27 protein-coding genes are annotated in these 23,707 nt (G+C 35.8%); 6 read left to right on the top strand and 21 right to left on the bottom strand.

Features of this window, described 5'->3' with window-relative positions:
- Positions 1 to 12: 12 nt before the first annotated feature.
- From DCS32_RS15040 to DCS32_RS14980, 13 genes are all read right to left on the bottom strand, one after another.
- A complete protein-coding gene (locus DCS32_RS15040; protein WP_108879029.1) occupies positions 13 to 2,244 on the bottom strand; it encodes a SulP family inorganic anion transporter in 2,232 nt (743 codons plus the stop codon).
- A complete protein-coding gene (locus DCS32_RS15035) occupies positions 2,241 to 3,089 on the bottom strand; it encodes a universal stress protein (protein WP_108879028.1) in 849 nt (282 codons plus the stop codon). Before DCS32_RS15035 ends, DCS32_RS15040 begins: the two co-directional genes overlap by 4 nt.
- A gap of 155 nt (positions 3,090 to 3,244) precedes the next feature.
- On the bottom strand, positions 3,245 to 3,577 hold the full coding sequence (locus tag DCS32_RS15030; protein WP_108879027.1) for a hypothetical protein: 333 nt from the start codon (positions 3,575 to 3,577) through the stop codon (positions 3,245 to 3,247).
- A gap of 17 nt (positions 3,578 to 3,594) precedes the next feature.
- On the bottom strand, positions 3,595 to 3,942 hold the full coding sequence (gene arsC, locus DCS32_RS15025; protein ID WP_108879026.1) for an arsenate reductase (glutaredoxin): 348 nt from the start codon (positions 3,940 to 3,942) through the stop codon (positions 3,595 to 3,597).
- Between the two features lie 9 nt (positions 3,943 to 3,951).
- Complete coding sequence (locus DCS32_RS15020) at positions 3,952 to 4,590, bottom strand: HAD family hydrolase (RefSeq protein ID WP_108879025.1); 639 nt, start codon at positions 4,588 to 4,590, stop codon at positions 3,952 to 3,954.
- A 9-nt stretch (positions 4,591 to 4,599) separates the two neighbouring features.
- Complete coding sequence (locus DCS32_RS15015; protein ID WP_108879024.1) at positions 4,600 to 5,358, bottom strand: DJ-1/PfpI family protein; 759 nt, start codon at positions 5,356 to 5,358, stop codon at positions 4,600 to 4,602.
- A gap of 5 nt (positions 5,359 to 5,363) precedes the next feature.
- A complete protein-coding gene (locus tag DCS32_RS15010; protein ID WP_108879023.1) occupies positions 5,364 to 6,599 on the bottom strand; it encodes an MDR family MFS transporter in 1,236 nt (411 codons plus the stop codon).
- Between the two features lie 229 nt (positions 6,600 to 6,828).
- Positions 6,829 to 7,089 (bottom strand): hypothetical protein, encoded by a 261-nt coding sequence (locus DCS32_RS15005; protein ID WP_108879022.1) that lies wholly within the window; start codon positions 7,087 to 7,089, stop codon positions 6,829 to 6,831.
- Between the two features lie 41 nt (positions 7,090 to 7,130).
- A complete protein-coding gene (locus DCS32_RS15000; protein ID WP_108879021.1) occupies positions 7,131 to 9,650 on the bottom strand; it encodes a M14 family zinc carboxypeptidase in 2,520 nt (839 codons plus the stop codon).
- 109 nt (positions 9,651 to 9,759) lie between these two features.
- Positions 9,760 to 10,506, bottom strand: a complete 747-nt coding sequence (gene ppgK, locus DCS32_RS14995; RefSeq protein WP_108879020.1) for a polyphosphate--glucose phosphotransferase — start codon at positions 10,504 to 10,506, stop codon at positions 9,760 to 9,762.
- 108 nt (positions 10,507 to 10,614) lie between these two features.
- A complete protein-coding gene (locus DCS32_RS14990) occupies positions 10,615 to 11,652 on the bottom strand; it encodes an AI-2E family transporter (protein ID WP_108879019.1) in 1,038 nt (345 codons plus the stop codon).
- A 3-nt stretch (positions 11,653 to 11,655) separates the two neighbouring features.
- Entirely contained in the window at positions 11,656 to 12,072 is a 417-nt protein-coding gene (locus DCS32_RS14985) for a VOC family protein (RefSeq protein ID WP_108879018.1), read from the bottom strand.
- A 45-nt stretch (positions 12,073 to 12,117) separates the two neighbouring features.
- On the bottom strand, positions 12,118 to 12,315 hold the full coding sequence (locus DCS32_RS14980; RefSeq protein ID WP_013751953.1) for a hypothetical protein: 198 nt from the start codon (positions 12,313 to 12,315) through the stop codon (positions 12,118 to 12,120).
- A gap of 212 nt (positions 12,316 to 12,527) precedes the next feature.
- On the opposite strand from DCS32_RS14980, the gene hisF reads away from it, so the two are divergent.
- Together hisF and hisIE are read left to right on the top strand one after the other, a co-directional pair.
- Positions 12,528 to 13,283 carry an imidazole glycerol phosphate synthase subunit HisF gene (gene hisF / locus DCS32_RS14975; protein WP_108879017.1) on the top strand — a complete coding sequence of 252 codons (756 nt, stop codon included), beginning with the start codon at positions 12,528 to 12,530 and terminating at the stop codon, positions 13,281 to 13,283.
- Between the two features lie 22 nt (positions 13,284 to 13,305).
- On the top strand, positions 13,306 to 13,905 hold the full coding sequence (gene hisIE / locus DCS32_RS14970) for a bifunctional phosphoribosyl-AMP cyclohydrolase/phosphoribosyl-ATP diphosphatase HisIE (RefSeq protein WP_108879016.1): 600 nt from the start codon (positions 13,306 to 13,308) through the stop codon (positions 13,903 to 13,905).
- 60 nt (positions 13,906 to 13,965) lie between these two features.
- Here the strand turns inward: hisIE and DCS32_RS14965 are convergent, their stop codons facing one another.
- The 4 genes from DCS32_RS14965 to DCS32_RS14950 all read right to left on the bottom strand — a co-directional run bounded on the left by DCS32_RS14965 (position 13,966) and on the right by DCS32_RS14950 (position 17,553).
- The gene (locus DCS32_RS14965; RefSeq protein WP_108879015.1) at positions 13,966 to 15,207 is read right to left on the bottom strand and encodes a S41 family peptidase; all 1,242 of its coding nucleotides are present in this window, start codon (positions 15,205 to 15,207) and stop codon (positions 13,966 to 13,968) included.
- 102 nt (positions 15,208 to 15,309) lie between these two features.
- The gene (locus tag DCS32_RS14960; protein WP_108879014.1) at positions 15,310 to 16,104 is read right to left on the bottom strand and encodes a LytTR family DNA-binding domain-containing protein; all 795 of its coding nucleotides are present in this window, start codon (positions 16,102 to 16,104) and stop codon (positions 15,310 to 15,312) included.
- Between the two features lie 121 nt (positions 16,105 to 16,225).
- Entirely contained in the window at positions 16,226 to 17,029 is an 804-nt protein-coding gene (locus tag DCS32_RS14955) for a DUF1853 family protein (RefSeq protein WP_108879013.1), read from the bottom strand.
- A gap of 89 nt (positions 17,030 to 17,118) precedes the next feature.
- Positions 17,119 to 17,553 (bottom strand): hypothetical protein, encoded by a 435-nt coding sequence (locus DCS32_RS14950; RefSeq protein WP_108879012.1) that lies wholly within the window; start codon positions 17,551 to 17,553, stop codon positions 17,119 to 17,121.
- A 90-nt stretch (positions 17,554 to 17,643) separates the two neighbouring features.
- Here DCS32_RS14950 and DCS32_RS14945 point away from each other — a divergent pair, with 90 nt between their 5' ends.
- The 3 genes from DCS32_RS14945 (at position 17,644) to DCS32_RS14935 (ending at position 19,946) form a co-directional block, all read left to right on the top strand.
- A complete protein-coding gene (locus DCS32_RS14945; RefSeq protein ID WP_108879011.1) occupies positions 17,644 to 18,423 on the top strand; it encodes a tRNA pseudouridine synthase A in 780 nt (259 codons plus the stop codon).
- 141 nt (positions 18,424 to 18,564) lie between these two features.
- Complete coding sequence (locus tag DCS32_RS14940) at positions 18,565 to 19,113, top strand: type 1 glutamine amidotransferase domain-containing protein (protein WP_108879010.1); 549 nt, start codon at positions 18,565 to 18,567, stop codon at positions 19,111 to 19,113.
- A 149-nt stretch (positions 19,114 to 19,262) separates the two neighbouring features.
- Positions 19,263 to 19,946 carry a DUF2461 domain-containing protein gene (locus DCS32_RS14935; RefSeq protein ID WP_108879009.1) on the top strand — a complete coding sequence of 228 codons (684 nt, stop codon included), beginning with the start codon at positions 19,263 to 19,265 and terminating at the stop codon, positions 19,944 to 19,946.
- Between the two features lie 163 nt (positions 19,947 to 20,109).
- Here the strand turns inward: DCS32_RS14935 and DCS32_RS14925 are convergent, their stop codons facing one another.
- Both DCS32_RS14925 and DCS32_RS14920 read right to left on the bottom strand, forming a co-directional pair.
- Complete coding sequence (locus DCS32_RS14925) at positions 20,110 to 20,529, bottom strand: glyoxalase (protein ID WP_108879007.1); 420 nt, start codon at positions 20,527 to 20,529, stop codon at positions 20,110 to 20,112.
- 140 nt (positions 20,530 to 20,669) lie between these two features.
- Positions 20,670 to 21,965 (bottom strand): OmpA family protein, encoded by a 1,296-nt coding sequence (locus DCS32_RS14920; protein ID WP_108879006.1) that lies wholly within the window; start codon positions 21,963 to 21,965, stop codon positions 20,670 to 20,672.
- Between the two features lie 277 nt (positions 21,966 to 22,242).
- On the opposite strand from DCS32_RS14920, the gene DCS32_RS14915 reads away from it, so the two are divergent.
- Positions 22,243 to 22,839 (top strand): nitroreductase family protein, encoded by a 597-nt coding sequence (locus DCS32_RS14915; RefSeq protein ID WP_108879005.1) that lies wholly within the window; start codon positions 22,243 to 22,245, stop codon positions 22,837 to 22,839.
- Positions 22,840 to 22,909: 70 nt separating this feature from the next.
- Here the strand turns inward: DCS32_RS14915 and DCS32_RS14910 are convergent, their stop codons facing one another.
- A complete protein-coding gene (locus DCS32_RS14910; protein ID WP_108879004.1) occupies positions 22,910 to 23,374 on the bottom strand; it encodes an arsenate reductase family protein in 465 nt (154 codons plus the stop codon).
- An 11-nt stretch (positions 23,375 to 23,385) separates the two neighbouring features.
- The gene (gene hpf / locus DCS32_RS14905) at positions 23,386 to 23,691 is read right to left on the bottom strand and encodes a ribosome hibernation-promoting factor, HPF/YfiA family (RefSeq protein WP_108879003.1); all 306 of its coding nucleotides are present in this window, start codon (positions 23,689 to 23,691) and stop codon (positions 23,386 to 23,388) included.
- Between the last annotated feature and the right edge of the window lie 16 nt (positions 23,692 to 23,707).

The following is a 23,707-nucleotide window of genomic DNA, read 5'->3' as shown; positions in this document are numbered from 1 at the left end:
GGCTTTGTTGTTTTAAATAACCGCTACAAGTTCTCCAGTAATATTATGGATAACTTGCTGTAATCTTCTAGCATAATCTAGCAACGCTTTAATTTCTTTAATAGTTGCTGGTCGCTCTTTATTAAAGATAAGCAGCTGATCTCCTTTTGATTCTATATGGTAGTAAGGATTACTTTCTAAGAAATGAATAAGCTCATTAGAAAAGAAACTCTTAATGGCGTACTCGTTTTCTCCTAATAAAAAGAATCGATTAGAAAAATCTGTATGGCCATCGATGTTAATGTCATTCCAACCTGTTATCGCATAAAACTTCTCTAAAAATCCTTCTTTATCTATTGTAAATGACGGAATAGGAGTAGGCAAGTCTATCGTAATCATAGTTGAGCGTACGGTTCCTTGTGCAATAAATTCTCCTTCGGAGTAAATGATATCAAAGAGATGCAGCACATTATCATTATCCTTAAACTCGTTATATGAGTGATTTATATGTTTTGTTTGGAAATAAAGAAAATCTGTAAGCTCATGAACATCTTCATTTTTTTCTGGATGATATTCTAGATTGTAGCTTTGGGCAAGCTCTTCAAGCGATACTTGGCGTTTAGTTTTACTCTTTGTAAACATTTTAGGCACTGTTATCATCTTGCGCAGTGCAAAAGGATGAGCAGAGTCTGTATCATGCATATCGAGACCTACAACCTCAAAGTGCCCGCCTTTTTTACTGAATACTTCTTGAAAGTCGTGAAGATTCTCCATGACTGTATGATCTACAAAGCTACATTTTGAAAAATCTACCACCACATCTTGACTCTCGGGAATAGCTTCGAGCTTTTGTTTGAGTTTGTAAAAGTTTAAAAAAGTGCAAAAGTGTTTTACACTCACATAATAGTTACTCCCTCCTTTGTCTCCCGTTTCTTGAAACATCAACACGTTAGGCTTAAACATGTTTCTAAGAAATAGCCCTGTGCTTTTATTTAAAAGAATATGAATGACAAATGTGATGACAATACCTGCTAGAATACCAGATATAAGATCTACAAACAAAGTAGTTAATAGCGTAACAAAGAAAATAAGTACTTGCTCCTTACCAATAGTAAACATCTTTCTTACAACTACAGGCGATGCAAGTTTATATCCAGTATACACAAGAATAGCCATTAAAGCTGGTAAGGGAATACGCGTAAGTTGTGTACTAAATAGTGCAATAAAAATGACTAAGAATGTAGCGTGGCTAAAGTTGGCACTTCTATTAGTACCTCCATTATTTACATTTACAGAACTTCTAGCAATTACAGTAACTACGTTAAGACCACCTAAAAACCCTGAGCCTACAGTCGCAAGACCTAAGGCTTTTAAGTCACGATTAATATTTGATCTACGTTTGAGAGGATCAAGCTTATCTACTGCTTTGATACTAAGCAACGATTCTATACTTGCGATGAGGGTAAGTGACAAGACACTAGTCCAGAAGGTAAAAGTCCCAACTGGATTGAAATCTGGTTTTTTCAAGTCAGCTACGATATCTCCTAGTGCTGGGATACCACTAATCATATATTCTTGAGCAATAGGGTTAGGTAAACCTAGCACCAATTCATAATAGTAACTAAAACCTATAGAAAGCAACACAATCCACATAGGTGCAGGAACGAGTTGTAAATATTTGTTTCTGATTTTTCCATAAAAAATCATGATTGCAAGACTGCCTACGCCAAATATAGCAGCAAAGATGAGTCCTGTATCTGTGTAGCTGAAAACGCCAATAATTGAATTTGGGATTTCCAGTAGATAGTCAATGCTCCCGTCACGAGTAATTTTATTACCCAGCATGATGTGGAATTGCTTTCCTAGGATAATAAGACCGATGGCGGCTAGCATCCCTTGTATGGCAGAAGAGGGAAAGAAATCTGCTAGTTTTCCCATACGAAGAAAACCTAATAACATAAGTAGTCCTCCAGAGCAAATAATAGCAGCATATGTGCTTTCCAACCCTAAAGCTGTAATTGCTATAAGTACTACTCCCACAAGACCATTTCCGGGTCCTGTGATAGTTACATTACTACCGCCAAGTATGGATACTAATATTCCTCCTACAACAGCAGTGATAATTCCTGAGATAGGTGGAGCCTCACTAGCCATAGCAAGACCTAGACCTAATGGTAGTGCAATAAGACTTACCACGAAGCCTGAAAAAATATTTCGCGGAAGCGTTTTAAAAAAATTATTTATAGAATTCTCTTTTGGACTCATCGTACAATTAATACATCTGTAGGGAGTTCTGTGAGAATATGCTCAATATCATGTGGAAATAAACGATCCCAAAATGATGTTTTTGATGGGGCATTCATGATTAATAAATCTGCTCTTACGACCTCTGCATAATGACCGATGGAGTATCCTCGTTTTCCGAAAATGGCTTGTGACCGTGCATCTACACGTTGCTGTATTTCTTGAGGAACTTTATTTATAATTTGCTGTACTCTGCTTTCCTCTCGTCTACGCAGTTTTTCCTTAGCAATATTTGCTCGGCGCAGTGAGTTGTCGTCATCTACATTTACGTGAATTTCACTCTCAGTAATTTCTTCTACGATGGTCATTTTATCTGCACTCAGACCGTGAGCAACATAAAATGCAGTGGTTATAGTTTGTTCTGTTTTTGGATCTTCAAGCCCATTTACTACCACATGTTTACATGGAATACGAGTTACAGAGGGATTGATAAGTAAAAGTACAGAGCATGAAGCTCCACGGGTTATTTTTCTAGCGATAGAACCTAAGTAGTAATTGACAAGATTTTCTCTTTGTAGCGCACCCACAATGAGTAAATCAATTTTTAATGTACTAGCAGCTTCTATCATCACCTTAACAGGATCTCCAGGCTTAAATACTATTTCAGATTCAAGACCTTCTTCATGAAAGCTAGTGAGTAACTTTTTAAAAGAGTGATGTTTCTCATCTGTATGATCACCTACGTGAATCACTACTAACGTTGCATTAAAATGAATACATAGTCTAGCAGCCTCGTACAAGTTTGCTTTGAGGTTAGGGGAGAAAGTGGCGCCTACGCCTATAATTTTAAAGGGATTGGGACTCACAGAGTCATTTTGTTTTTATAAGTGAGTCAAGATAACATAATTATACGTAACAATAATGTATATCCTAGCTTTCCAGATATGATGATGACAAGCTGTTGTAAAACAGAACATCCAGATGCCTGAACATCTGGATGTTATTATGAGGTAGTTTTTTATTACTGTTTTATGAGACTGCTGTATATAGCATATTGCTCTTTAGTTAAAAACGTTTGCATGTTACCGTCTTTACGCTTGGCAAGTTTAGCAAGTTCTTCTTGCTTATCTGCTGCGCTAAGACCTCCAGCTCTAAGTCTATCTTCTGTAGATTTAAATGCTTTTATAGTTTTAGAAATATTTGCTACTTGTTCTGAGCTAAGATTGAGTTTCTGTGTAAGCATGTCAATCTCACTTACTTTTTCTTTATTTACAGCACTCAAGCTTGGACTTTGTGCTTGAACATTTGATATTCCAACAAAGGCAAAGAGTACTAATGCGATAATTATTTTCATATTATTTATTTTTAAAATTATAAGCTCAAGAGCTTTTCTATATTTTCTAGAGGTCGTCCAATAACGGCCTTTTTTCCGAGAACTACAATGGGACGCTCTATTAATTTAGGATGTTGAGACATAGCGGCTATAACTTCTGTATCACTAAGTTCTTTTCCTTTATAGTTTTTTTTCCAGATAGATTCGCCTTTTCTTACGAGTTCCTTAGGAGCTATATCAAGCATATCAATAAGAGACGTAAGCGCTGTTTCATAGAGAGGATTATCAAGATATTTTATTACTTCAAATTCTTTTCCGGACTCTTCTAGCAATGCTAGACCTTGTCTGCTCTTTGAGCAGCGAGGATTGTGATATATTTTAATCATATGTAATAGTTATTTTTCTAATAGTGTTACGTGTACTCCTTTTGATCTAAGTTGGACCGCAAGTGTTTGTGCATCTGTAAAATGAATGCCTGTTATTCCTGATACCTCACAGCCTTGAACATTTTTAAGACTATCATCTATAAATATAGCTTGAGACGGCTCAATTTTATAACGATCTAGCATAAGATCATAGATATCTCTAAAAGGTTTGCGAGTTCCCTCATCACCAGAGACTAGAATTCCTTCAAACCATTGCAACCAAGGAAATTTTTTAAGCGCAATAGGAAAGGTCTCTCCACTCCAGTTAGTAAGCGCAAGCACTCTATAGTCGGGATTATCTATAAGTTCTTTAAGAATTTGTAGTGTACCCTCATGAGTAAAACCTAGCATTTCTTCCCATCGACCATAATACATTTTTATGAGCCTTTCATATTCTGGAAACATTGCAATACGTTCTTGAGTAGCTTTCTCTAGAGAATAGCCAGCGTCTTGATTAACATTCCAATCCCATGCGCACACGTGATTAAGAAACCAATTCATTTTTGCTCGATCTCCTCTAAATTCTTTGAGATAAACGTATTCTGGACTCCAGTCTATAAGTACACCGCCTAGATCAAAAATAATAGTATTAATATTTTGTTCTTTCATAGCTCTTTTTTAGTGAATAATCGTGTGTGGGACGGTATCGAGATTCCAGTCTATCACTAATCCACCTGCTAGTGAACGTGCTATTTCTGCACCATATAAATGCTCTGTAAGGTAGAGTGCTGCCTCAAAACTTTTGGCACCACCAGCAGAGGTAATGTATTTTCCATCGTGAACAAATAGGGTTTCTTTTCTAATATCAAGCGCTGGAAACTTAGCTCTCATTTTATCTATATCACTCGGGAAAGTAGTGGAGACTTTATCATTGAGAAGTCCAGCCTTTGCAAGCACAAAAGCACCATCACAATGAGAAGTCATAAAGAGTGCTTCCTTATCTACTTTTTGAACAAAAGAAATCATCGTCTCATCATCTAGATCTGTATCTAGGTGATGCTCTGCGCTAGGGATAACTAAGATGTCGATCTTAGGCGTATCTTCTTGCGTGTAATCAAAATCGGGTAGGAGGTACATATCTTCAAATGTTTTAATAGGATCCAGTGTATTTGCAACTGTAAATACATTCATCGCTTTAATGCTATCTCTGTAAATCGTGTGCTGGAAAATATCAAAAGGCGCCGTGAGTTCCGTATTAAAAGTGCCATCCATAATTAAGAAAGCTACGTTGTACCTAGATGTATCTAATACAGGTTGCGCTTTCGCGAAAGCGTTATTTTCATTTGTAATATGATCTTGTAATGAGTTTTGATCGTCTTTATTAGTATTGCATGCTTGTACCAAGAGTGCACTTAAAATGATAATAATAATTCTCATAAATCTTATTTTGAAGTTAAAGATACAGGTTCTGGCGGTGTTTCATTTGCAAGCATGCGCTTAACAATATATAACAATAGCCAAGCGATAAGCGTGAGTCCTATTAAAAATATCCACGTTGTTTGAAAACCAAATGCTTCTGTGATTTGCATACCACTATTGTGCCCAAAAATATGCGCTACCGAAAATGACATGCTGTAAACACCCATGTAAGCACCTTGTCTACCTAACTTTGAGCGATCTAAAGCAAATTTATTACTAAATGGAAAAGAAATCATCTCCCCGAAGGTTGCGATAATCATCCCAATGACTATAATACCTACCCATGTTTCCCATAGTAATAACACAAAACTAGCACCTGTCATGAGTAATCCCAAGATGGTGCTTTGTACGTTAGAGAGGTTTTTCTTTTCCATCCAGGCGATGAGTGGCATTTCAAACACTACAATCAAAATACCGTTAAGAGCAAGAATGAGTCCTATGGCATCCTCACCAAGCTTATATTCATCTTTATAATATAATGGCACTGTCGAAAAGTATTGTACAAAGACAATCCCAAATAGTGCAAGCGCAACGAGAAACAGCACATAAGGCGTGTCAAGTAAAGGTTTTTTAGGGTTTTCAATCATGACCTCTTTATCAAGTTCCTTCGTCTTTTTAGGATTTAATACTTGAGTCATCAAGATTGCAGCAAAGAGACACGTCAAGCCGTCTACATAGAATAGTGCATCATATCCTGCGGTAGCAATGAGAATTCCTCCCACAGCGGGCCCTACAGAAAAACCTAGATTAATAGCAAGTCGTATTAGTGTAAGCGAACGTGTTTTATTTTCTGGTTTTGAGTAGGCACTAAGCGCTACAAAAAATGCAGGACGCCCCATATCTGCTAGTGCCATGAGGATAAAAAATGAGAAACACATTATCCAGAAAGTCTCAACGTGCAATACCCATAAAAAGTTTATTCCGGTAAAAATTAAACTAACAAGGATGACTTTATAATAACCTATAACATCACATAATTTACCGCCTAGCCATGCTCCTGCAAAAGACCCAAGACCATAAGATGTCATGATCCATGCAACATCTGGTAGACTAAAATGGAGATCTTTATTTAAATAAATAGAAAGAAAAGGAATCACCATCGCACCCGCTCTGTTTATCAATGTGATGAGCGATAGCCACCAGATTTCTCTAGATAGCCCTTTAAAAGTATTTGTATAGTTGCGTAGTAGTGTTTTCATAAATAGTAGATTAGATGGTAAAGACCTACGCTAGACCATAAAAGTAAAGAGTCCAGCGTGGTGGCCGGACTCTTTTGTATTGTTACTCTTTATAATCATATAGTGACAACATATCAAGTCTGGCGCAGCGTTGCACACGAGATGAATGTATATGTTGTGAATAATATCATACTATGTGTAAAGTTATAAAAATAATTGAATTGAGTACGCTTTCGCGAAAGCGTAACGTTTAAACAATCTCTCCTCTTGATTTCAATTCTTTTTTGATAGCCTTTCTCATAATAAACTGCAATGGTACTGTACCTAAGCAAGAAATACCAACTACTAGTGTACCTATAAAAGAATTTGAGTCTTCTCTTGTAGTAATCCCGTAAATCGAGATACCAATAAGAAATGATATCACGATAAGCAAGGCAACAATAATCACTGTAATCAAGTTAAGATTAGAGCGAAGTTGGGTAGAGGTTTTATTAGAAAGATCTATTTTCATTTTGATTACTGATATGTTTTAAAATAAATTAAATATTACGATTACATCTCGCTACCAAAGAAGATAGCGTTCATTAATAATTTATTGGTACCATACCAGAATGCTCTAAAGTTTGTATTATCTGTAAATAAAATCACCTCTCCACGTCCAGTACTTTGATGTACAAAAGGTCTAGTTTCTGGGATTGCTTTTAAGTTGATTTTTGAAATGTAACCTGCTTGTAATGGTGATTTTGTGTATTGTATTGGATTTTTATAACTAGTAGAATCTGCTTTCACAAAAATAGTAGTGTTTCTAAACAAGGAAACTTTATCTCCTGTATATCCAAAGTTAATAGGATGAGATCTATCTTGCTTTGCTTCAAAGATGGCTCCTCCTATGACCTGGGCACCGCTAAAATCTCTGCGCTGCTCAAAGCTCACATTCTTAGCAGGATTTTTTGTTTCCTCAAAAGAAATATTCAGCATTTTGTTACCCTTGAACCAGTTGGCTACATTTTTATAACCTATAAGTGTACCACCATCACGTACCCACTGTTTAATATCTTCTGTAGTGCCTTTATCTATAGCGCTTCCCCAAAGATTAGGTAGAATGATATCTGTGTATTGAGAGAGGTCTGTGCGTCCTAAACTCTTAGTGTCGAGTTTTGTGATACGCATATTATAACGTGTATCAAAGAGATGCCAGATTTCTCCTGCATCGTACGGGTTGATGCCTTCTCCTACAATAATGGCAACTTTTGCAGGCTTAAGCACTCTAAACTGATTACTACCCAGATCTATTCCTTGCGTAAGTCCGGTGCTTACAGCTTTGATGGTTACATGAGCATCTTGAGCTACCTCATTTACAAAGGCATTTAACTCTTGCGGATTCAATGATTGATTTTGCACAGGAATCATAATAGTTCCATAATCATAAGTAGCACCTTCTAAGCTGAATTGCTCCATACCAACTTTTGCTCTTATTCCTTTATTTAAGATACTGTTAAGTGCCTTAGGAGTATAGTAGTCATGCCATTCCATCAAATATGCATAGGTACTTGAAGCTACGGTTGGCGTTGGCTTCATAGATAACTCTTGAATCTCATTTCCAGCATTATTTAAAGATGCGTTTTCTGAGAAGTCTACACCAAAAGCTAGTGGGAAAGACCAAGCGCTAATATCATAAAACAAGCTGTCTTGAAATGTAGTTCGTTTTTCAAACATTGCTTTTATAAGGCGGCTTTGTCTCTGATTTTTTGGAACCATATAGCTCATTCCTTTTTTGAATTTGCTATTACCTTCGGTAAAATCTTTAGCTACTTCATGCACTTTAATTTTATGACGTTTTAGTATTTCGGCAAGGTGGTAAGAGCTACTAGCATCTTTCTCACTCCCGAAAACGTAGGCACCATTGGCTTTTTCGCCTCGAGCGTTATTAAAGAAATCGCGCTGATAGTCTAGTAATTTTGAGCGCATTCCTTGAGCTGCTTCTAATGTGGATAAGATAGCAGTAAACTGATTGCGTATGGTAAATTTAAATTCTAGTAATCCATTGTCTGTTTCTTGAGCGTGACCGCGGCTACTTCCTTGTTCAAAAAGAATCCCAATACCTCCATTAATATCTGGAAACGTAGATCCTTTTCCATAGTAAAAATCATCAAAGCTTTCTTCTGTATAGTAGAAGCTACCTATTTTATCTAGTGCTGCAGCGTGATAGTTTCCTATTTGTTTTGTGAGTTCTTGATTTAAAGCAGGAGTAAGTGGATGCGTACGTGATTGTATACCTGGTTGAAAAAAGAAGCTGCTGTTAGATCCCATCTCGTGGTGATCTGTAAGTATATTAGGATACCAATTGTGGAAGGTATTGATGCGAGCACGAGATTCTGGAAGTTGTACAGGAAGCCAGTCGCGGTTCATGTCAAACCAGTAGTGGTTTGTACGTCCGCCAGGCCATACCTCATTATATTCACGATCTTGTGGATCAGGATTGATGTTTATACTCTTATTGGTGTTTGCCCAGTATGCAAAGCGTTGTAAACCGTCAGGATTAAAGGAAGGATCAAAAAGGATGACTGTGTTTTTAAGTAAATCATCAATTTTAGGGCCTTGTGCAGCGGCAAGATAGTAGGCAGCTACAAGTCCAGCATTTGCTCCAGAAGGCTCATTACCATGTATAGAAAGTCCTTGGTATACTACAATAGGCATATCACTAGTATTTAAAGAACTGCTACCGTTTTCTGTAAGTTTTACGTGCTCTGCGCGTATGGCTTCTATGTTGTTATGATTGCTAGGAGAAGTAATTGTAAGTAAAAGAATAGGGCGTCCCTCAAAAGTTTTAGCTCTGTTTTCTATTGTAATTCTATCACTAGCAGCTGCTAGTGTGCGCATGTACTCAGAAAGTTTATCGTGGCTTACATGCCACTCTCCAGGAGTATAGCCTATAATGCTTTCTGGCGTAGGGATGGATTGATTATAAGTTACATCTTTAGGAAGGTAGTAATCCATATCTACACTGCCAGTTTGAGCAAGTGCATTAAGACAACTTAATAGTAGGGTAGTAAGTGTAAGTAATAAACGCATTCTTTTGGTTGATTTAAAGTTGTTACGCTTTAAAAGTAAACAAAAGAAATCGTGCTAGCACGTGCGAAGTGTAAACTGAGAATAATCTACTAGAAAATGGCTATTGAAGTTACTTGCGTGCTATTTTATCAAGATACCCACAAGCTGCACCTATGATACCAGCATGGTTTTTGGTTTTGGCAGCGACAATAGGTATGTCTGTAGTAAGATATTTCTCAAATTCTCCCATATGCTTGCTTATGCCACCACCTATGATGTAGTGGTTAGGAGTGCACATTAACTCTACATTTTTAAGAAAAAAATTGAAACGCTCTGCCCATTCTTTGTAGGTCAACTCTTCTGCTTTGCGCACAGAGTTTGCTGCATATTGCTCAATAGGTTTTTTCTTGTAAGGTATACGACCTAATTCAAAATTAGGGATGAGTTGGCCATTATAAAATAACCCAGAACCTATTCCCGTTCCTACGGTTATTACCGCTACAAGGCCCTTTAGATCTTTTCCGGCACCATATCTTACTTCTGCAAGGCCGGCTGCATCTGCATCATTTATAGCAGAGCATGGAAGTCCTGTTTTTTCTGTAAAAAGCTCGTCTATTTGAACACCTTGCCAGCTTTTATGCATGTTGCCGTAAGCCATGGCTTTACCATCAACCACTACTGTAGGAAAACCTACACCTATGGGACCTGTCCAATTAAAATGCTTGACAAGTTCTTGCACACACTTTGCAATAGCCTTGGGTTTTGCGGGACGCGGTGTTTCTATTCTAAAACGTTCTCCTAGATATTCTTGATTTTCAAGATCTACGGGAACTCCTTTAATTCCGGTTCCGCCTATGTCTATGCCTAATATTTGCATGTAATGATGGTTTGCTTTGGGAAGTGAAAGATAGGAATTTTGAATAAAACCCAAAGAATGATCTTAATCACGCTTTCGCGAAAGCGTAACCATCCTATTTACAGCTTTTTAAAGTACTTCGGTTTCTTTATTAGAAATCTCTTTGCCATATTCATGCTTATAAATCTTAACGATAAGTAGAAAAATACTAACTACTATAGGTCCAAAAATCAAACCGATAAAACCGAAAAGAGGGACACCTACAATGACTCCAATAATTGTTACTAGCGGATGTACATCTGCAAGTCGTTTCTGTATCACTAGCCTAAATAAATTATCTGTAGATCCCACGACGATAATACCGTACAAGGCAAGTACAATAGACTGCCAAACATCACCAGCCGCGTATAAGATAATACAAACGGGTATAATTCCTAAGGCGGTACCTACAAAGGGTATCATAGAACCAACGGTTACTATGGCAAACCAGAAAAAAGGATCTTCTACACCTAAAATTAAGAAACCTATAAGCGCTACAGCGCCTTGCAAGAGCGCTACTAGCGGTATCCCGATTGCATTAGACTTTACAAGATCTACACTGTCTTTTCCTATTAATTTTAAGTTTTTATCGCCAAGAGGTATATATTCTAACAGAGACTCTCTAAATGTTCTTCTATTAGTGAGCATATAGTAAAGCATAAAGTACATGATTCCTATAGCGATAAAGATATTAAACGTACTTCCTACGAGGCCTTGAAGATTATTACTAACCCATTCTGTAATGGAGCTTGTATCTATCGAACTAGCGAGATCCATCCCAAATCTAGCCTCTAAAGATGATAATTCCGTTTTTACGATATCTATAACTTTTCCGCTGTTTTCTACAGCCTTACTTATTTTAGAAGTAAGCATAAGTACAAGTCCAGCGATAGGGAGAAGGATTACAAGAAAAGAAGCCGTCATTAACAATCCGGCTGCGACACCTGGATTCCACTTACGTTTTTTTACAAGATAGCCCTGCCATTTGCGCATTAGTACAAATAGCGTGATTGCTCCCAATACTCCTGAGAGATAGGTTGCCATTTCTTTAAAAATAAGCCATCCTAATAGTATAATTAGGAAAATAACAAAGGCTTGTCTAAGTAATCCAGGTTTTATTGATTGCATATATTATGTTGCAAAGATTTGAGAATCATCTTTAAAGGCTTTAAATTCTAATGCATTACCGCAAGGGTCATAAAAAAACATAGTTGACTGTTCTCCTACAAGTCCTTCAAAGCGAGTATAAGGAGCTATTACAAAAGTAACGTGGGGTGCAATTTCCTCAGCAAATTTTTGAAATTGATTCCATTCTAAAACCACTCCAAAATGAGGAACAGGCACAGCTTTACCATCCACCTCATTGTGAACTTCATCTACTATTGATTTTTCTTTATAATGAATCACTAGCTGGTGTCCAAAAAAATTAAAATCTACCCAGTGATCGCTGCTGCGGCCCTCAGGTAGATTTAATATATCTCTATAAAAAACTCTGGCTTTCTCTACGTTATCTACAGGAATAGCAAGATGGAATGGTCGTACTGTCATAATGGTTGTTTTTTAAGTACTAATTTACACCATTTTTTGCTTTGTTCATTTTTCAGATGCAATAGTATCAGTATCTTTTCTATGTTTAAGTAATGAGATCCCTGCAAAGAAAAATACTACACCAAGTATAGTAAATGCCCACGGGCTCATCCCTGTACTCAAACTTCCAAATATTCCCATAACGCCTAGCACTAGCATTATTGCTCCTGCAACAAGCGCTATTACTCCTATGATCTTAATCATAATTTAAAATTTTATGTTTAGAATTTAAAAGTAATTGATATTGTAGATGGTAATGCATTACTTAACACCGCATTATTATACATTTAATATGACTTTGTGAATATGAGGTAATAATTGGCAGAGTTTGGAAAAGCAGTTTTCATTTTGTGGGGTAGTAGCGGCACTTTTATTTAAATTTGCATCCTTAAATACTAATCTTTTAGACGTTCCGCGTGATTACAAAACGAATTATCCCTTGTCTTGATATTAAAAATGGTAGAACTGTAAAAGGAACTAACTTTGTAAACTTGCGCGATGCTGGTGATCCAGTAGAGCTTGCAAAGCTGTACTCTAACACTGGTGCAGATGAGCTTGTTTTTCTAGATATATCTGCAACAGAAGAACGTCGTAAGACCCTTGCAGACCTAGTATTGCGAGTAGCTTCACAAGTAAATATCCCATTTACAGTGGGAGGAGGAATCTCATCTGTAGAAGATGTAGATATCTTATTACAAAATGGAGCAGATAAAGTTTCTATTAATTCTAGTGCCGTAAAAAGACCAGAATTAATAAATGAATTAGTAGCAAAATTTGGTTCTCAGTGTATCGTAGTAGCTATAGATGCAAAGTTTATAGATGGCGAGTGGATAGTACATTTAGTAGGCGGTAAAGTACCTACAGAACTAAATCTTTTTGATTGGGCAAAAGAGGTAGAAACTCGTGGAGCAGGAGAAATCTTATTTACCTCAATGGATAATGATGGTACAAAAGACGGATTTGCAAATGAAGCACTAGCAAGACTTTCTGAAAGTTTAAATATACCGATTATCGCAAGTGGTGGTGCGGGAAACATGCAACACTTTGCAGATACTTTTATAGAAGGTAAAGCAGACGCAGCACTAGCGGCAAGTGTGTTTCACTTTAAAGAAATAGAAATAACAGATTTAAAACAAGAGTTAACTTCGCAAGGAATAGCGATGAGATCATAACACTCGTTCATAAAAAAAAGTAATGGAAATAGATTTTAAAAAATACGAGAATGGTCTCGTACCAGCAATCATTCAAGATTCAAGAACTAAGAATGTCTTGATGCTAGGTTTTATGAATAATGAAGCTTATGAGAAAACAATTGCTACAAATAAAGTAACATTCTTTAGTCGCTCTAAACAACGTCTATGGACAAAGGGAGAGGAGACTAAAAATTACTTATTGCTAGATAACATTAAGAACGATTGTGATAATGATGCACTGCTTATCCAGGTAACACCACAAGGACCTACGTGTCACAAAGGAACAGATACCTGCTGGGGAGAGCGCAATAAAAGTAACTTCAGTTTTTTAACCGAGCTAGAAGAAATTATAGAAGATCGTTGGAATAATAAGGACAACGCGGACTCATATATAGCATCACTTTTTAATAGCGGTATCAATAAGGTAGCTCAAAAAGTAGGAGAAGAAGCAGTAGAGGTTGTAATAGAAGCAAAGGATGATAATGATCACTTATTCTTAAATGAAAGTGCAGATCTTCTTTTTCACATCATGGTGTTATTACAAGCAAAAGGTTTCCATTTACGTGACGTAGAGAAAACTCTTATCTCCAGACATAAATAAAAAATCAATGGAGAAGTAGCAACAATACTACTTCTCCAGTTGACCAGCTATCACACTTAATTAGTTGTTATTTGCTATAATTTCTAAGGTTTGAGTAATCCAGTTCTTATCAAAACTTAATTTGATTTCTGGTTGTACACCTACATATTCATAATTGATAAATTTATGAAAATTCATATCTGTAGGGTATATTGCAAAATGACCAGATGGTGATTCAATTAGATTTCCATAATTAGAACCATAAGCAAGAGCTCCATAAGTTCTCTGTCCTAGATGTTTTGCGTTTTTTAATCCTTTTAATTTTAGAGTAAATTGCTCACCATTACTTCCACACCAGAAGTTTGTAACAACATAAACATTCATTTTGTTCTTTTTAAATATTTTATAAAATGGATCTGAATATTTAGAATTACCTCCAGAATTATCACGTAGATCTACGATAATATTTTTTGCAGTAAACTTATCTTTTGTTTCTTCATAAAATTTCTTGTAAGCACTTACTTTTTCTTCGTTATTAGAAAAAGTACCCATATATACATACTGCGTGTCTGGCGTAAGTTGTTTAAATTCCCAGTCGGCTTGGTCTTGCTTTACCTCAGAAATCATATTTGTTGCTTCTTTTTTAAGATGCCATAGACGTCCATTAGAATGTAATAAACCTCTCACATATCTTAACTTACCGCCTGGAATATCGCTTGTAAGTACATCATACATATTTTCGCCATTTGGAGTAATTCTGTAAGCGATTTGCCCAGGAATCCAGCCTTTATTACTAGAGGTAAGTACAACTCCTTCATAAGCATCACCTTTCTTAATAACGCCTACGGTCATAGAATCTTTTCTTTCATAAATACCTTCTAGACTTTCAAAAGACTTCTCAGATAATGTTGCGATAAGCTCTTCAATACTTGTACTGGTCTTAGGATGATTCTTAAATAGTTCGCTTTCGCGAAAACGGTTCAATGCTACATTCTCATCTACCATTTCGGAGGTGATTACAGGCTTCATATGGCGTATGTGAGCATGTTTGTCCTTTACAACAGATAGTAGCGTGTTGAGCTTAGAAAAGCAATCTGTCACATTCATTTGTTCAGTTACTTCTCGCTCTAATTTTTTTATGGTGGTTGTGTATTCTGAGAGTTTATCTCCTTTCATTTGTTTCTTAAATGAAGTCATTTCCTTTATTTGTTCATTAATAAAAGAGAGTTCCTTCACGCAGTTGCACGTTTGAGTAGATTGCGCTTTCGCGAAAGCTGAAAAAAGAAAAAAAACGGCTACTGAAAGTGTGATAAGTGTTTTCATAATAGATGATTTTAAAGATTAATTCTAAATACTTGATGAGACAAATCTAGAATTACAAAATCAACAAACTCAATAAATACAGTGCTTTGGGGTGAGATGTCCTTAGTTTGTGGTAAAATTTAAGGCTTCTTTTGTGCTAAGTGCAAAAGTTTTAGACACGGGTATAAAGATTTCATGCGAGAGAACGAGACCTAACTTACCAGTTTCTGTTTTATAGGATAAAAAATGCGATGGATTTATCAAATAAGAGCGATGCGTTCTCATCATACTAGGCAGTGATTTTTCTAGGTGAGATAATCGAGCTCTAATTAATTGTTTTCTATATGCACCATTGTCTTGAAAATGAATTTCTACATAATTATCTGACGCTTCTAATGCTATTAAATCTGATGGGAATAACCTGATTCCTTCATAATTACCATCACCTTTTATTTCTATTTTTTGCTCTTCAATCTGCTTTTGTTTATACTTTCCAAAACCAAAACGTCCTATAAGAACTATAGGGAAAATAGTAAGAACTGATGGAAGAAAAATAGAAGTTAGATAGTAGTAAAGAGAGTATGGATTAGGTTCGCCACGTACTACTACATACATGTAAAAACTACGCATTACGACAAATGACCAAATAACAAACACAAGAAAAAAACTAATCTCGTTAATGAGTAACCATTGGTTTTTAGTTTTTTTAAATAGCCAGTATTGAAATGGAAGTATGGTAACATAGCAAAGTGCGCCCAGAAGACCGTAAAGTGATAAGATAAATAGACGTTCACTATCATGTAACTGAGAAACATCAAGTGGCTCCGTAAAATATAGAAATGTAAAAATCCATAAAGCCATGCCTAAGGCTATAATAAGTTGATGTTTTACGGAAGGGTCGAAAGGGTATTTTTTCAATATGAATTGTTTTAATTCCAAATTATAAAAATTCACTTTTCTAGTAACTATAATTTATACTGAAAGTTGACTGTTTATAAATTGCACTCTAAGACTCCTTTAAACTTAAGAATTAGCAATTTTACCACCAAACTACAAAGCATTTTTCTAGCATATTATTTTCCTTTTTGACCCATAATAGCGGTGCTCTTTTATCGATATGTTTATCAACTATGAGTTTAAGTACATTTTTATGGTCTATGTAATCTCTATCTAGATGGGGCTCATGCAGCCACTCATTTTTGAGTGCTATATAAAAAGAGTATCGCTTAAAATCACAGTTGTTGAAATCTTCCATACGTATCCAATATCCAACAATACACTGCTCGTTAAGTGGCTCAATAATAGTTGATAACTTGCCGTAAGGTTTAAAGAGCTGCGCAAGAAAATAGGTTTGTTGCTCTAATTCGTCAGGATTAATATTAATTGTTGAGAGAGTAGATCGACCTTCTGGAGTAAAAATAAGAGGTAACTGTTTATCTCTCGTTTTTTCCATTTTGGTAAAAAAACTGTCTTTTCTATTGGGTCCTATAAGTCTATGTATAGGCTCTTTAATCGTGTCATCCAGAATATAGAATTTGTAGGTAAGTTCAATGTGGATTTTTTTGCTTTCGCGAAAGCGGTCTTCTACTATAAAATCTAATTCTCCAATAGTGTTCTTACCTCTTAAAATCTGAATATTGTGTGCTAGCACTGTGTAGCGCTCTGTGTGGTCTAAGAGTTGTTTGAATATAAATTCAATTTGATGGCCTAATCTAAGTTTAGAAGGAATAGGCTGCGCAATGAATGTTGAAAGATTAATGCTAGGCATTTCAAACTGGGAAAGGCCAAATGCTGTTTGTGTCCAAAGTGGTGGCGTAGCTAAAAATCCATTGATATGCTTCATAAGTTAAAAATACTGATTGTGAATCCATAACAAACAAAAAGAGCTACCGCATTAATTGTGATAGCTCTTCAAATGATGTGCGCTGGAGCTTACTTGAGCCATCCTTTTGATGCGCTATAACGACTCCACCAATATTCAAAAATCGCAAGTACAATAATGACGAGTGGAAATATGAGTCCTTCGCCCACGCCAAAAAGTTCCATAGCGCTTGCAAAACCTATATTGTATACTGTATGTATAATTACAGCTATAAGAGATATAGCATATACTTGAACAGCTTTTGTTCTTCTAGTAATCAATAATATAGCAGCAAGGAGACCCCCTATTGTCGAAATGCCGTATAATATTTTTGACCATATAGGTGTTGAACTTATAGCAGCCATTTGCTCCTCATTATAAGTGCCGGTGAGTGTATCTGTAAAGAAATTGTCTACTATAAAAGCACTTGCTCCCATAAAATTCCATAGGAGTAATACAATTGCTATTACCCAAAATAGCGTGGAGGGTTTTTGAGAAGTCGTCATAGAGATTGGTTTTTGATTAATTGTGTTTTAATTTACAATTATTTTTTAATTATCAAACTTTAATTGGTGTAAGGCAATTACTTTTGAAGAATGTTTGATAAGCGCTTTTATTACCTTCTTAAGATTCAATACCTAGGATTTCGTTATCATGGCTGGCAGAAACAGCCAGATGTTCTTACTGTAGAACGTATGATGGAACGCACTTTTTCATATGTATTAGATCGTAAAAACTTTAAATTCCTCGCTTCTGGAAGAACAGACGCAAAGGTTTCGGCAAATGTGGCTTATGTTGAGTTGTTTTTAAATGATAGTCCGCTCCCTGAGGAAGGATTTCTCAAGCTCCTTAATGATAATTTACCTCAAGATATTAGGTGTCTCGAGATAACACAAGTAGATAAGAAATTTAATGTGATGGATGCTCCTATAGCTAAGGAGTATGTTTATCTATTTTCTTACGGAGAAAAAAATCATCCATTTGCTGCTCCATATATGATTAATATCGCTGGATCACTTGATATTGAGTTGATGAAAGAGGCTGCGCGATTATTTGAAGGAGAACATGACTTTAGGTCATATACTTATAAGCCTAACCCAGAAACAAAGACTATTGGTAATATATCTTCATCTGTTATAGTGCCCAATGATTTATATACGGCAAATTTTTTTCCTAAGGAAAGTTTTGCCTTTCGCGTAAGCGGTAAAGGTTTTAAGAGGCATCAAATAAGATTAATGATGGGAATGCTTTTTGATATAGGCGAGGGTAATGTGGATTTAGATTTCTTCAAGAAAACGCTAGACGCTAGCAATGATATTAAATTGACAAGAATTGCTCAAGCCAGCGGATTATTACTTCAAAATGTCCAGATTTAACAATCTTAACAGATTGTCCATTGTATTAATAAAGGTTTAACCCAAAGCTTGTTTTTGTTATAATCTCTTTAACGGCCGCAGTTAGAGTGTCCTAGTATCTTTGTATCATAATTAATTGTATAACTAAAAGATAGAAAGATTATGAATAAGAGAGTAGCAATATTAGCAACAGACGGATTTGAAGAAAGTGAGTTAAAATCACCAATGGAGGCAATGAAAGCCGAAGGATTCACTGTAGATATAATAAGTGAGAAAGCTGGAACTATAAAAGGATGGGCAGATGGAAATTGGTCTAATTCTTATGATGTAACAGATACATTAGATAATGTAAGTGCAAAGGATTATAATGCACTAATGTTACCAGGAGGAGTTATCAATCCTGATAAATTAAGACGTAATGATGACGCGCTCATCTTTATTAGAGACTTTTTCAAGCAAAGTAAGCCAGTAGCAGCAATTTGCCACGCACCACAATTATTAATTGAGGCAGATGTGGTAAAAGGAAGAACAATGACTTCATTTAATAGTATTAAAACTGACTTAGAAAATGCAGGAGCTCTGTGGGTCGATAAGGAGGTTGTAGTTGATGAAGCGTTAGTAACAAGTAGAAATCCAGATGATTTACCAGCATTTAATGCAAAGTTGATTGAGGAAATTAAAGAGGGAAAGCATGATTTACAACATGCATAATTTATTATCAAATTGACAATATTAAAACCATCACATTTATGTGATGGTTTTTTAATGCCATTACATTTGATAATGCATCCCTTACTTAAGGTAAAGGATTGCAACTCTACTATTAGATAACTAATTTAGTAATTCAGCAAAAACAATATATGACTACTTCGATACCTCAATCTACTTTATCTTTTCTAGAATCCTTACGAGAGAATAATACACGTGATTGGATGACAGAGCACAAGAAAGATTATCAGGCTAGTGAGAAAGCCTTAAAGCAAGTTTATGCATCTATAGTAGATGGACTTAATGAGACTGACGAAATTGAGAAACTCAAGGTCTTTCGTATTAATAGGGATGTGAGGTTTAGTAATGACAAAACTCCTTATAATGTGCATCGTTCTGCAAGTTTTAGTAGAGTAGGAGCACACCGTCGAGGTGGATATTATTTAAGAATTGAGCCTGGTAATAAATCTGCAATAGCAGGCGGTTTTTTCAATCCAGAACCAGCCGATTTAAAACGTATACGCACAGAATTTCAAATGGATGCTAGTGAGATACGTGAGATTCTTTCTGATACCGCTTTCGCGAAAGCGTTTGGAGGTTCCTTTGATGCATGGAATCCTGTCAAGACAGCACCTAGAGGTTTTGACGTAAATGATCCAAATATTGATTTAATCAGGCTTAAGAACTTTGTAGTAAGGAAGAATTTTACTGATAAAGAAATTACTTCTCCAGATTTCACAAAGATAGCCTTGAGTCACTTTAGGTTACTGAGACCATTTTTTGATTATATGAGTGATGTGCTGACTACCGATCTCAATGGGGAATCATTACTCTAGTTTTATTTCTGCTGGTTTTTATTTTTGACCCTTTTTCTGTTTACGAAGTAAACAATAATCAACAGGACTGGTAGTACTATAAATATTAATAGCTCTATAGGTGATGAAGGATCTATAGGGCTATTATTTTGCGGTTTAGGTACGTCTGTTGGTATTTGCATAACTATAAGATGTCTATTGTTTCTTTAGGTTTGTCAAAGAGTTGAACTTGACTTATGAGGCGTTCCCTTATTAAGTTGGCGATACGTTTATTGTAAGCCGAGGAATCTATATTATATTGTAGATATTCATCTACAGTAAAGTGACCTACAATCATACCTCGCACACTATTACGAAATTTCATATCCTTATTTACTGCATTTTCAATATACAGTAGTCGTTTTTCTAAACTCAAATTATGAAAGACATTCTTTCTCTTTATAATGTATGACTTAAATACTTCTATAAGTAGCGGATTTTGAAGCTTTACGATGGGTCTAAGCGTAGCATTCTGAAAGCGCTCTTCACTACTCATTTGGTCATGTACTCTTGCCTTAGGTATTTCCGGTCTAATCCTTTTAATATCGTTTGGTCTATCATTCATAACACTTTGTTTTTATTTAAAGTTAAGCAATGATTAGACGCTTAGCAATTGATATACCATAACTTCTCAATACTTTATTAACGAGCAAAGCCCCCGATAAATCGGAGGCTCTGCAATTAACACTTAAAATAATCTTGCGACTAGTTAAGTTTAAAAGTAACTCTACGTACTAACTGACGTGCAGGAGCAGAATTTTTATCTACAGATGCATCTTCACCGTTTCCAGTTGCAGTAAGACGGCTAGCAGAAATTCCTGCAGCTACCATGATATCTTTTACTTTTTGAGCTCTTCTTTCAGAAAGACCTTGGTTAGAAGATGTATTTCCAATTTCGTCAGCATATCCAACTAATTGAGCAGATGCACCTGAATTCTCAGACATGTACTTGATTAGGTAGTTAATTGACTCTAAGCTATAAGTTTCAGGCTTAGTGCTATTGAACTGGAAGTATACATTTACGTACCCTTCATTGATAAGTTTCTTGATAACGTCTCCACCAGTTTTCATTTCTGGTTGAGTTGTAACGATATCACCTTTCTTAGCGTAACGTACATCTAAAGAAGATTCTAATTCATCAGGAACTCCATTTCCATTTTTGTCTACAGCGATACCTTTAGTGTTTACAGCTACACCAGAAATTGTGTTAGGCTCACGATCTAAGTAATCAGCAACACCATCTTGATCAGTATCGATAAGATCAGTCTCTACTTTAGTAAGACGGTTTTGTAAGTCTGCAAGTTCTTCTTTTGTAGTGTTTGCACTAGAATAGAAATCTGCATGCTTCTCAGCTTTACCTAAGTATATGTTAATACCTGCAGTAGCATTTACATAAAAACCATCAAATCCTCTAGTTCCTCCAGCTGGAGTACCATTGAAAGTTAAGTCTTGACGTACGTTACCTACAGCAGTAAGATCAGCAACAAGTGCGATTCTGTTTGAAAGTTTAATTTGTGGAGTTACACCAACCATAAAGCTTAACATTTGATCTGCATCGCCGAAATCTCTTTCAACAGCAGGAGCGTCAGTTGTTAGTGCAGAATATCCCATACCTCCATGTACAAGTACATTAAAAGTATCTGTCCACTCTCTAAAACCAAGAATATTACCAGCGTTTACAACACCTTCTAAAGAAAAGTTGTAAAGTGCAGTATCAAATTCGCGGCTATCATCATCATTTTTGAAGCTGTTGTAAGCAACACCTCCTTTAAGTCCAAATTTTTCGTTGAACATGTATCTCGCTCCACCAGTTACAGTATAAAGAGAAGGAGTGTTTGAGTAAAATCCAGAAGCAACTGGTCTTACAGGTTTGTTTACACCACCAGTAAGCTCAACAGACCACTTATTAAAGTCGTTTGTAGGAGTATCAAGTGTTTCTTGTGCATTTGATGCTAATTGCATTCCAACAAGGGCAACTATAGCAAGTGAAATTTTTTTCATAATAAAGTATTTGTTTTGACAATATTCAAGCCGCAAAAATACCAATATATATGTCTTATTCAAGGGATTTAGCAATTATTAACGCCTTATTATCACAAACTTAACACAAAGTAAAGATTCTAGTATTTGTGATAAAAAATCACAGCATTTATTACATTATTGTTAATGAAATCCTTAATTGTTGCGATAGTCTAAATTTAATTTTGGTATTTGTTAATTATTATTAAATAAGTGAGCTATATTGATTCATAAAAATATTTTTGTAAAAAAAAGAGTTATGAAAAAAGCAAATACTGAATTTGAAATACTACCAATTTTAGCAACTAGATGGAGTCCAAGGGTTTTTTCTAGCGATGTGATAAAAGAAGAGGAACTGCGTACTATGTTTGAAGCTGGTAGATGGGCTGCTAGTTCTAATAATCTACAACCCTGGTTGATTATATGGGGAATAAAAGGTACTCCTGCTTTTGATCGTATTTTTAGTTGCCTTGATGAGTTCAATCAATCATGGGCAAAAAATGCTCAGGCATTATTTCTAGGTGGATACAAAAAAACTAATGATGATGATAAAGAGAGTTTTCATGCCTTACATGACTTAGGTCTTTTTATGGGTAACGTATCTGCGCAAGCACAGCACATGGGCATAGCATTGCATCAAATGGCAGGTGTCAATTATAAGAAAGCAATGTCTGAGTTTAACGTCCCAGATAATTACCATATAGCTACTTGTATAGCAGTAGGATATTATGGTGGAGATGTTGATAAACTTCCCGAAGACTTACAAGGAGAAGAAACAAAAAAACGTTCAAGAAAAAAACAAGAGTCTTTCACCTTTAATGGAGACTTTAATGAAGATACTTTTAAAGGAGAATAGTTTAAACGTTTTTAATAAAAAAAGAGCCACATATAAAATATGTGGCTCTTTATATTTGTACTAATTTTATTTAATTTACTTGGTGTTCACCATCAGTATTAGATGATATTTCTGGTTTATCACCTACATTGTGTTTTTCAAGACCGGCAGAGTCAACGTCGATAAATTGCATAGCTTGCGACGGTGTCGTGATTTGCTTTGCTCGTTTACCCTGTATTAATATAGGGTTTTGAATAGCGTTTGGATTATTCTGTATAAACTTAATCCAGTGATCATCACTCATTGTTGCATCTTTAGCAAAGTCATCTACATCTGGATGGTCTTTAGAAACTAGTTCGTCTATGCTCGCACCGAGTAAATCTGCCACTTCACTCCACTGCGTTCCAGTAAGTCCTGCTTCTGCAATATTGATTAAATTGAGTTTTGCATCGCTACTTTTTGCATAACCAAGTGTTTGTTTCCCAATACTTGATTCAGAAGAGTATATTACTATTAATTCATTATTATCTGTTGCTAGTGTCATATCAGTTGGCATGGTGATTAATATTAGTGGTGAGACTGCATTTTTTCTTTCTTTTTTCTAAGTTGGCGTTCTACTTCACCTATAGCTTCCTTTAGTGATGGGTAAAAATCATCAGAGCTATGTTCGGCAAACAACCTTGGACCAGGCATACTTATTTGTACTCCAGCTATTTTTCCAGTTTGATCACTTGATGTATTTTCAGTTTTAAAAAAAACATCTGCTCTATGTGCAAATTGATATTTATCACTTAACTTTTTCAATTCCGCTTTCGCGAAAGCTTCTAATTCTGCACTTGCAGTTACGTCGTGGTATTCAAATATTACTTCCATAGTATTTATTTTTAAT

It is taken from the genome of Dokdonia sp. Dokd-P16 (genome assembly GCF_003095655.1).
In the GTDB taxonomy this organism is placed as follows: Bacteria; Bacteroidota; Bacteroidia; order Flavobacteriales; family Flavobacteriaceae; genus Dokdonia.
Note: the sequence above shows the minus strand (reverse complement) of the source record. Positions and strands in the feature narration are given on the sequence as shown.

What these genes read in the sequence shown, in the direction of transcription:
- DCS32_RS15040 (WP_108879029.1), bottom strand. Translation starts at nt 2,244, where the DNA reads ATGAGTCCAAAAGAGAATTCTATAAATAATTTTTTTAAAACGCTTCCG.
- DCS32_RS15030 (WP_108879027.1), bottom strand. Translation starts at nt 3,577, where the DNA reads ATGAAAATAATTATCGCATTAGTACTCTTTGCCTTTGTTGGAATATCA.
- arsC (WP_108879026.1), bottom strand. Translation starts at nt 3,942, where the DNA reads ATGATTAAAATATATCACAATCCTCGCTGCTCAAAGAGCAGACAAGGT.
- DCS32_RS15020 (WP_108879025.1), bottom strand. Translation starts at nt 4,590, where the DNA reads ATGAAAGAACAAAATATTAATACTATTATTTTTGATCTAGGCGGTGTA.
- DCS32_RS15015 (WP_108879024.1), bottom strand. Translation starts at nt 5,358, where the DNA reads ATGAGAATTATTATTATCATTTTAAGTGCACTCTTGGTACAAGCATGC.
- DCS32_RS15010 (WP_108879023.1), bottom strand. Translation starts at nt 6,599, where the DNA reads ATGAAAACACTACTACGCAACTATACAAATACTTTTAAAGGGCTATCT.
- DCS32_RS15005 (WP_108879022.1), bottom strand. Translation starts at nt 7,089, where the DNA reads ATGAAAATAGATCTTTCTAATAAAACCTCTACCCAACTTCGCTCTAAT.
- DCS32_RS15000 (WP_108879021.1), bottom strand. Translation starts at nt 9,650, where the DNA reads ATGCGTTTATTACTTACACTTACTACCCTACTATTAAGTTGTCTTAAT.
- ppgK (WP_108879020.1), bottom strand. Translation starts at nt 10,506, where the DNA reads ATGCAAATATTAGGCATAGACATAGGCGGAACCGGAATTAAAGGAGTT.
- DCS32_RS14990 (WP_108879019.1), bottom strand. Translation starts at nt 11,652, where the DNA reads ATGCAATCAATAAAACCTGGATTACTTAGACAAGCCTTTGTTATTTTC.
- DCS32_RS14985 (WP_108879018.1), bottom strand. Translation starts at nt 12,072, where the DNA reads ATGACAGTACGACCATTCCATCTTGCTATTCCTGTAGATAACGTAGAG.
- DCS32_RS14980 (WP_013751953.1), bottom strand. Translation starts at nt 12,315, where the DNA reads ATGATTAAGATCATAGGAGTAATAGCGCTTGTTGCAGGAGCAATAATG.
- hisIE (WP_108879016.1), top strand. Translation starts at nt 13,306, where the DNA reads ATGGAAATAGATTTTAAAAAATACGAGAATGGTCTCGTACCAGCAATC.
- DCS32_RS14965 (WP_108879015.1), bottom strand. Translation starts at nt 15,207, where the DNA reads ATGAAAACACTTATCACACTTTCAGTAGCCGTTTTTTTTCTTTTTTCA.
- DCS32_RS14955 (WP_108879013.1), bottom strand. Translation starts at nt 17,029, where the DNA reads ATGAAGCATATCAATGGATTTTTAGCTACGCCACCACTTTGGACACAA.
- DCS32_RS14950 (WP_108879012.1), bottom strand. Translation starts at nt 17,553, where the DNA reads ATGACGACTTCTCAAAAACCCTCCACGCTATTTTGGGTAATAGCAATT.
- DCS32_RS14945 (WP_108879011.1), top strand. Translation starts at nt 17,644, where the DNA reads ATGTTTGATAAGCGCTTTTATTACCTTCTTAAGATTCAATACCTAGGA.
- DCS32_RS14940 (WP_108879010.1), top strand. Translation starts at nt 18,565, where the DNA reads ATGAATAAGAGAGTAGCAATATTAGCAACAGACGGATTTGAAGAAAGT.
- DCS32_RS14935 (WP_108879009.1), top strand. Translation starts at nt 19,263, where the DNA reads ATGACTACTTCGATACCTCAATCTACTTTATCTTTTCTAGAATCCTTA.
- DCS32_RS14925 (WP_108879007.1), bottom strand. Translation starts at nt 20,529, where the DNA reads ATGAATGATAGACCAAACGATATTAAAAGGATTAGACCGGAAATACCT.
- DCS32_RS14920 (WP_108879006.1), bottom strand. Translation starts at nt 21,965, where the DNA reads ATGAAAAAAATTTCACTTGCTATAGTTGCCCTTGTTGGAATGCAATTA.
- DCS32_RS14915 (WP_108879005.1), top strand. Translation starts at nt 22,243, where the DNA reads ATGAAAAAAGCAAATACTGAATTTGAAATACTACCAATTTTAGCAACT.
- DCS32_RS14910 (WP_108879004.1), bottom strand. Translation starts at nt 23,374, where the DNA reads ATGCCAACTGATATGACACTAGCAACAGATAATAATGAATTAATAGTA.
- hpf (WP_108879003.1), bottom strand. Translation starts at nt 23,691, where the DNA reads ATGGAAGTAATATTTGAATACCACGACGTAACTGCAAGTGCAGAATTA.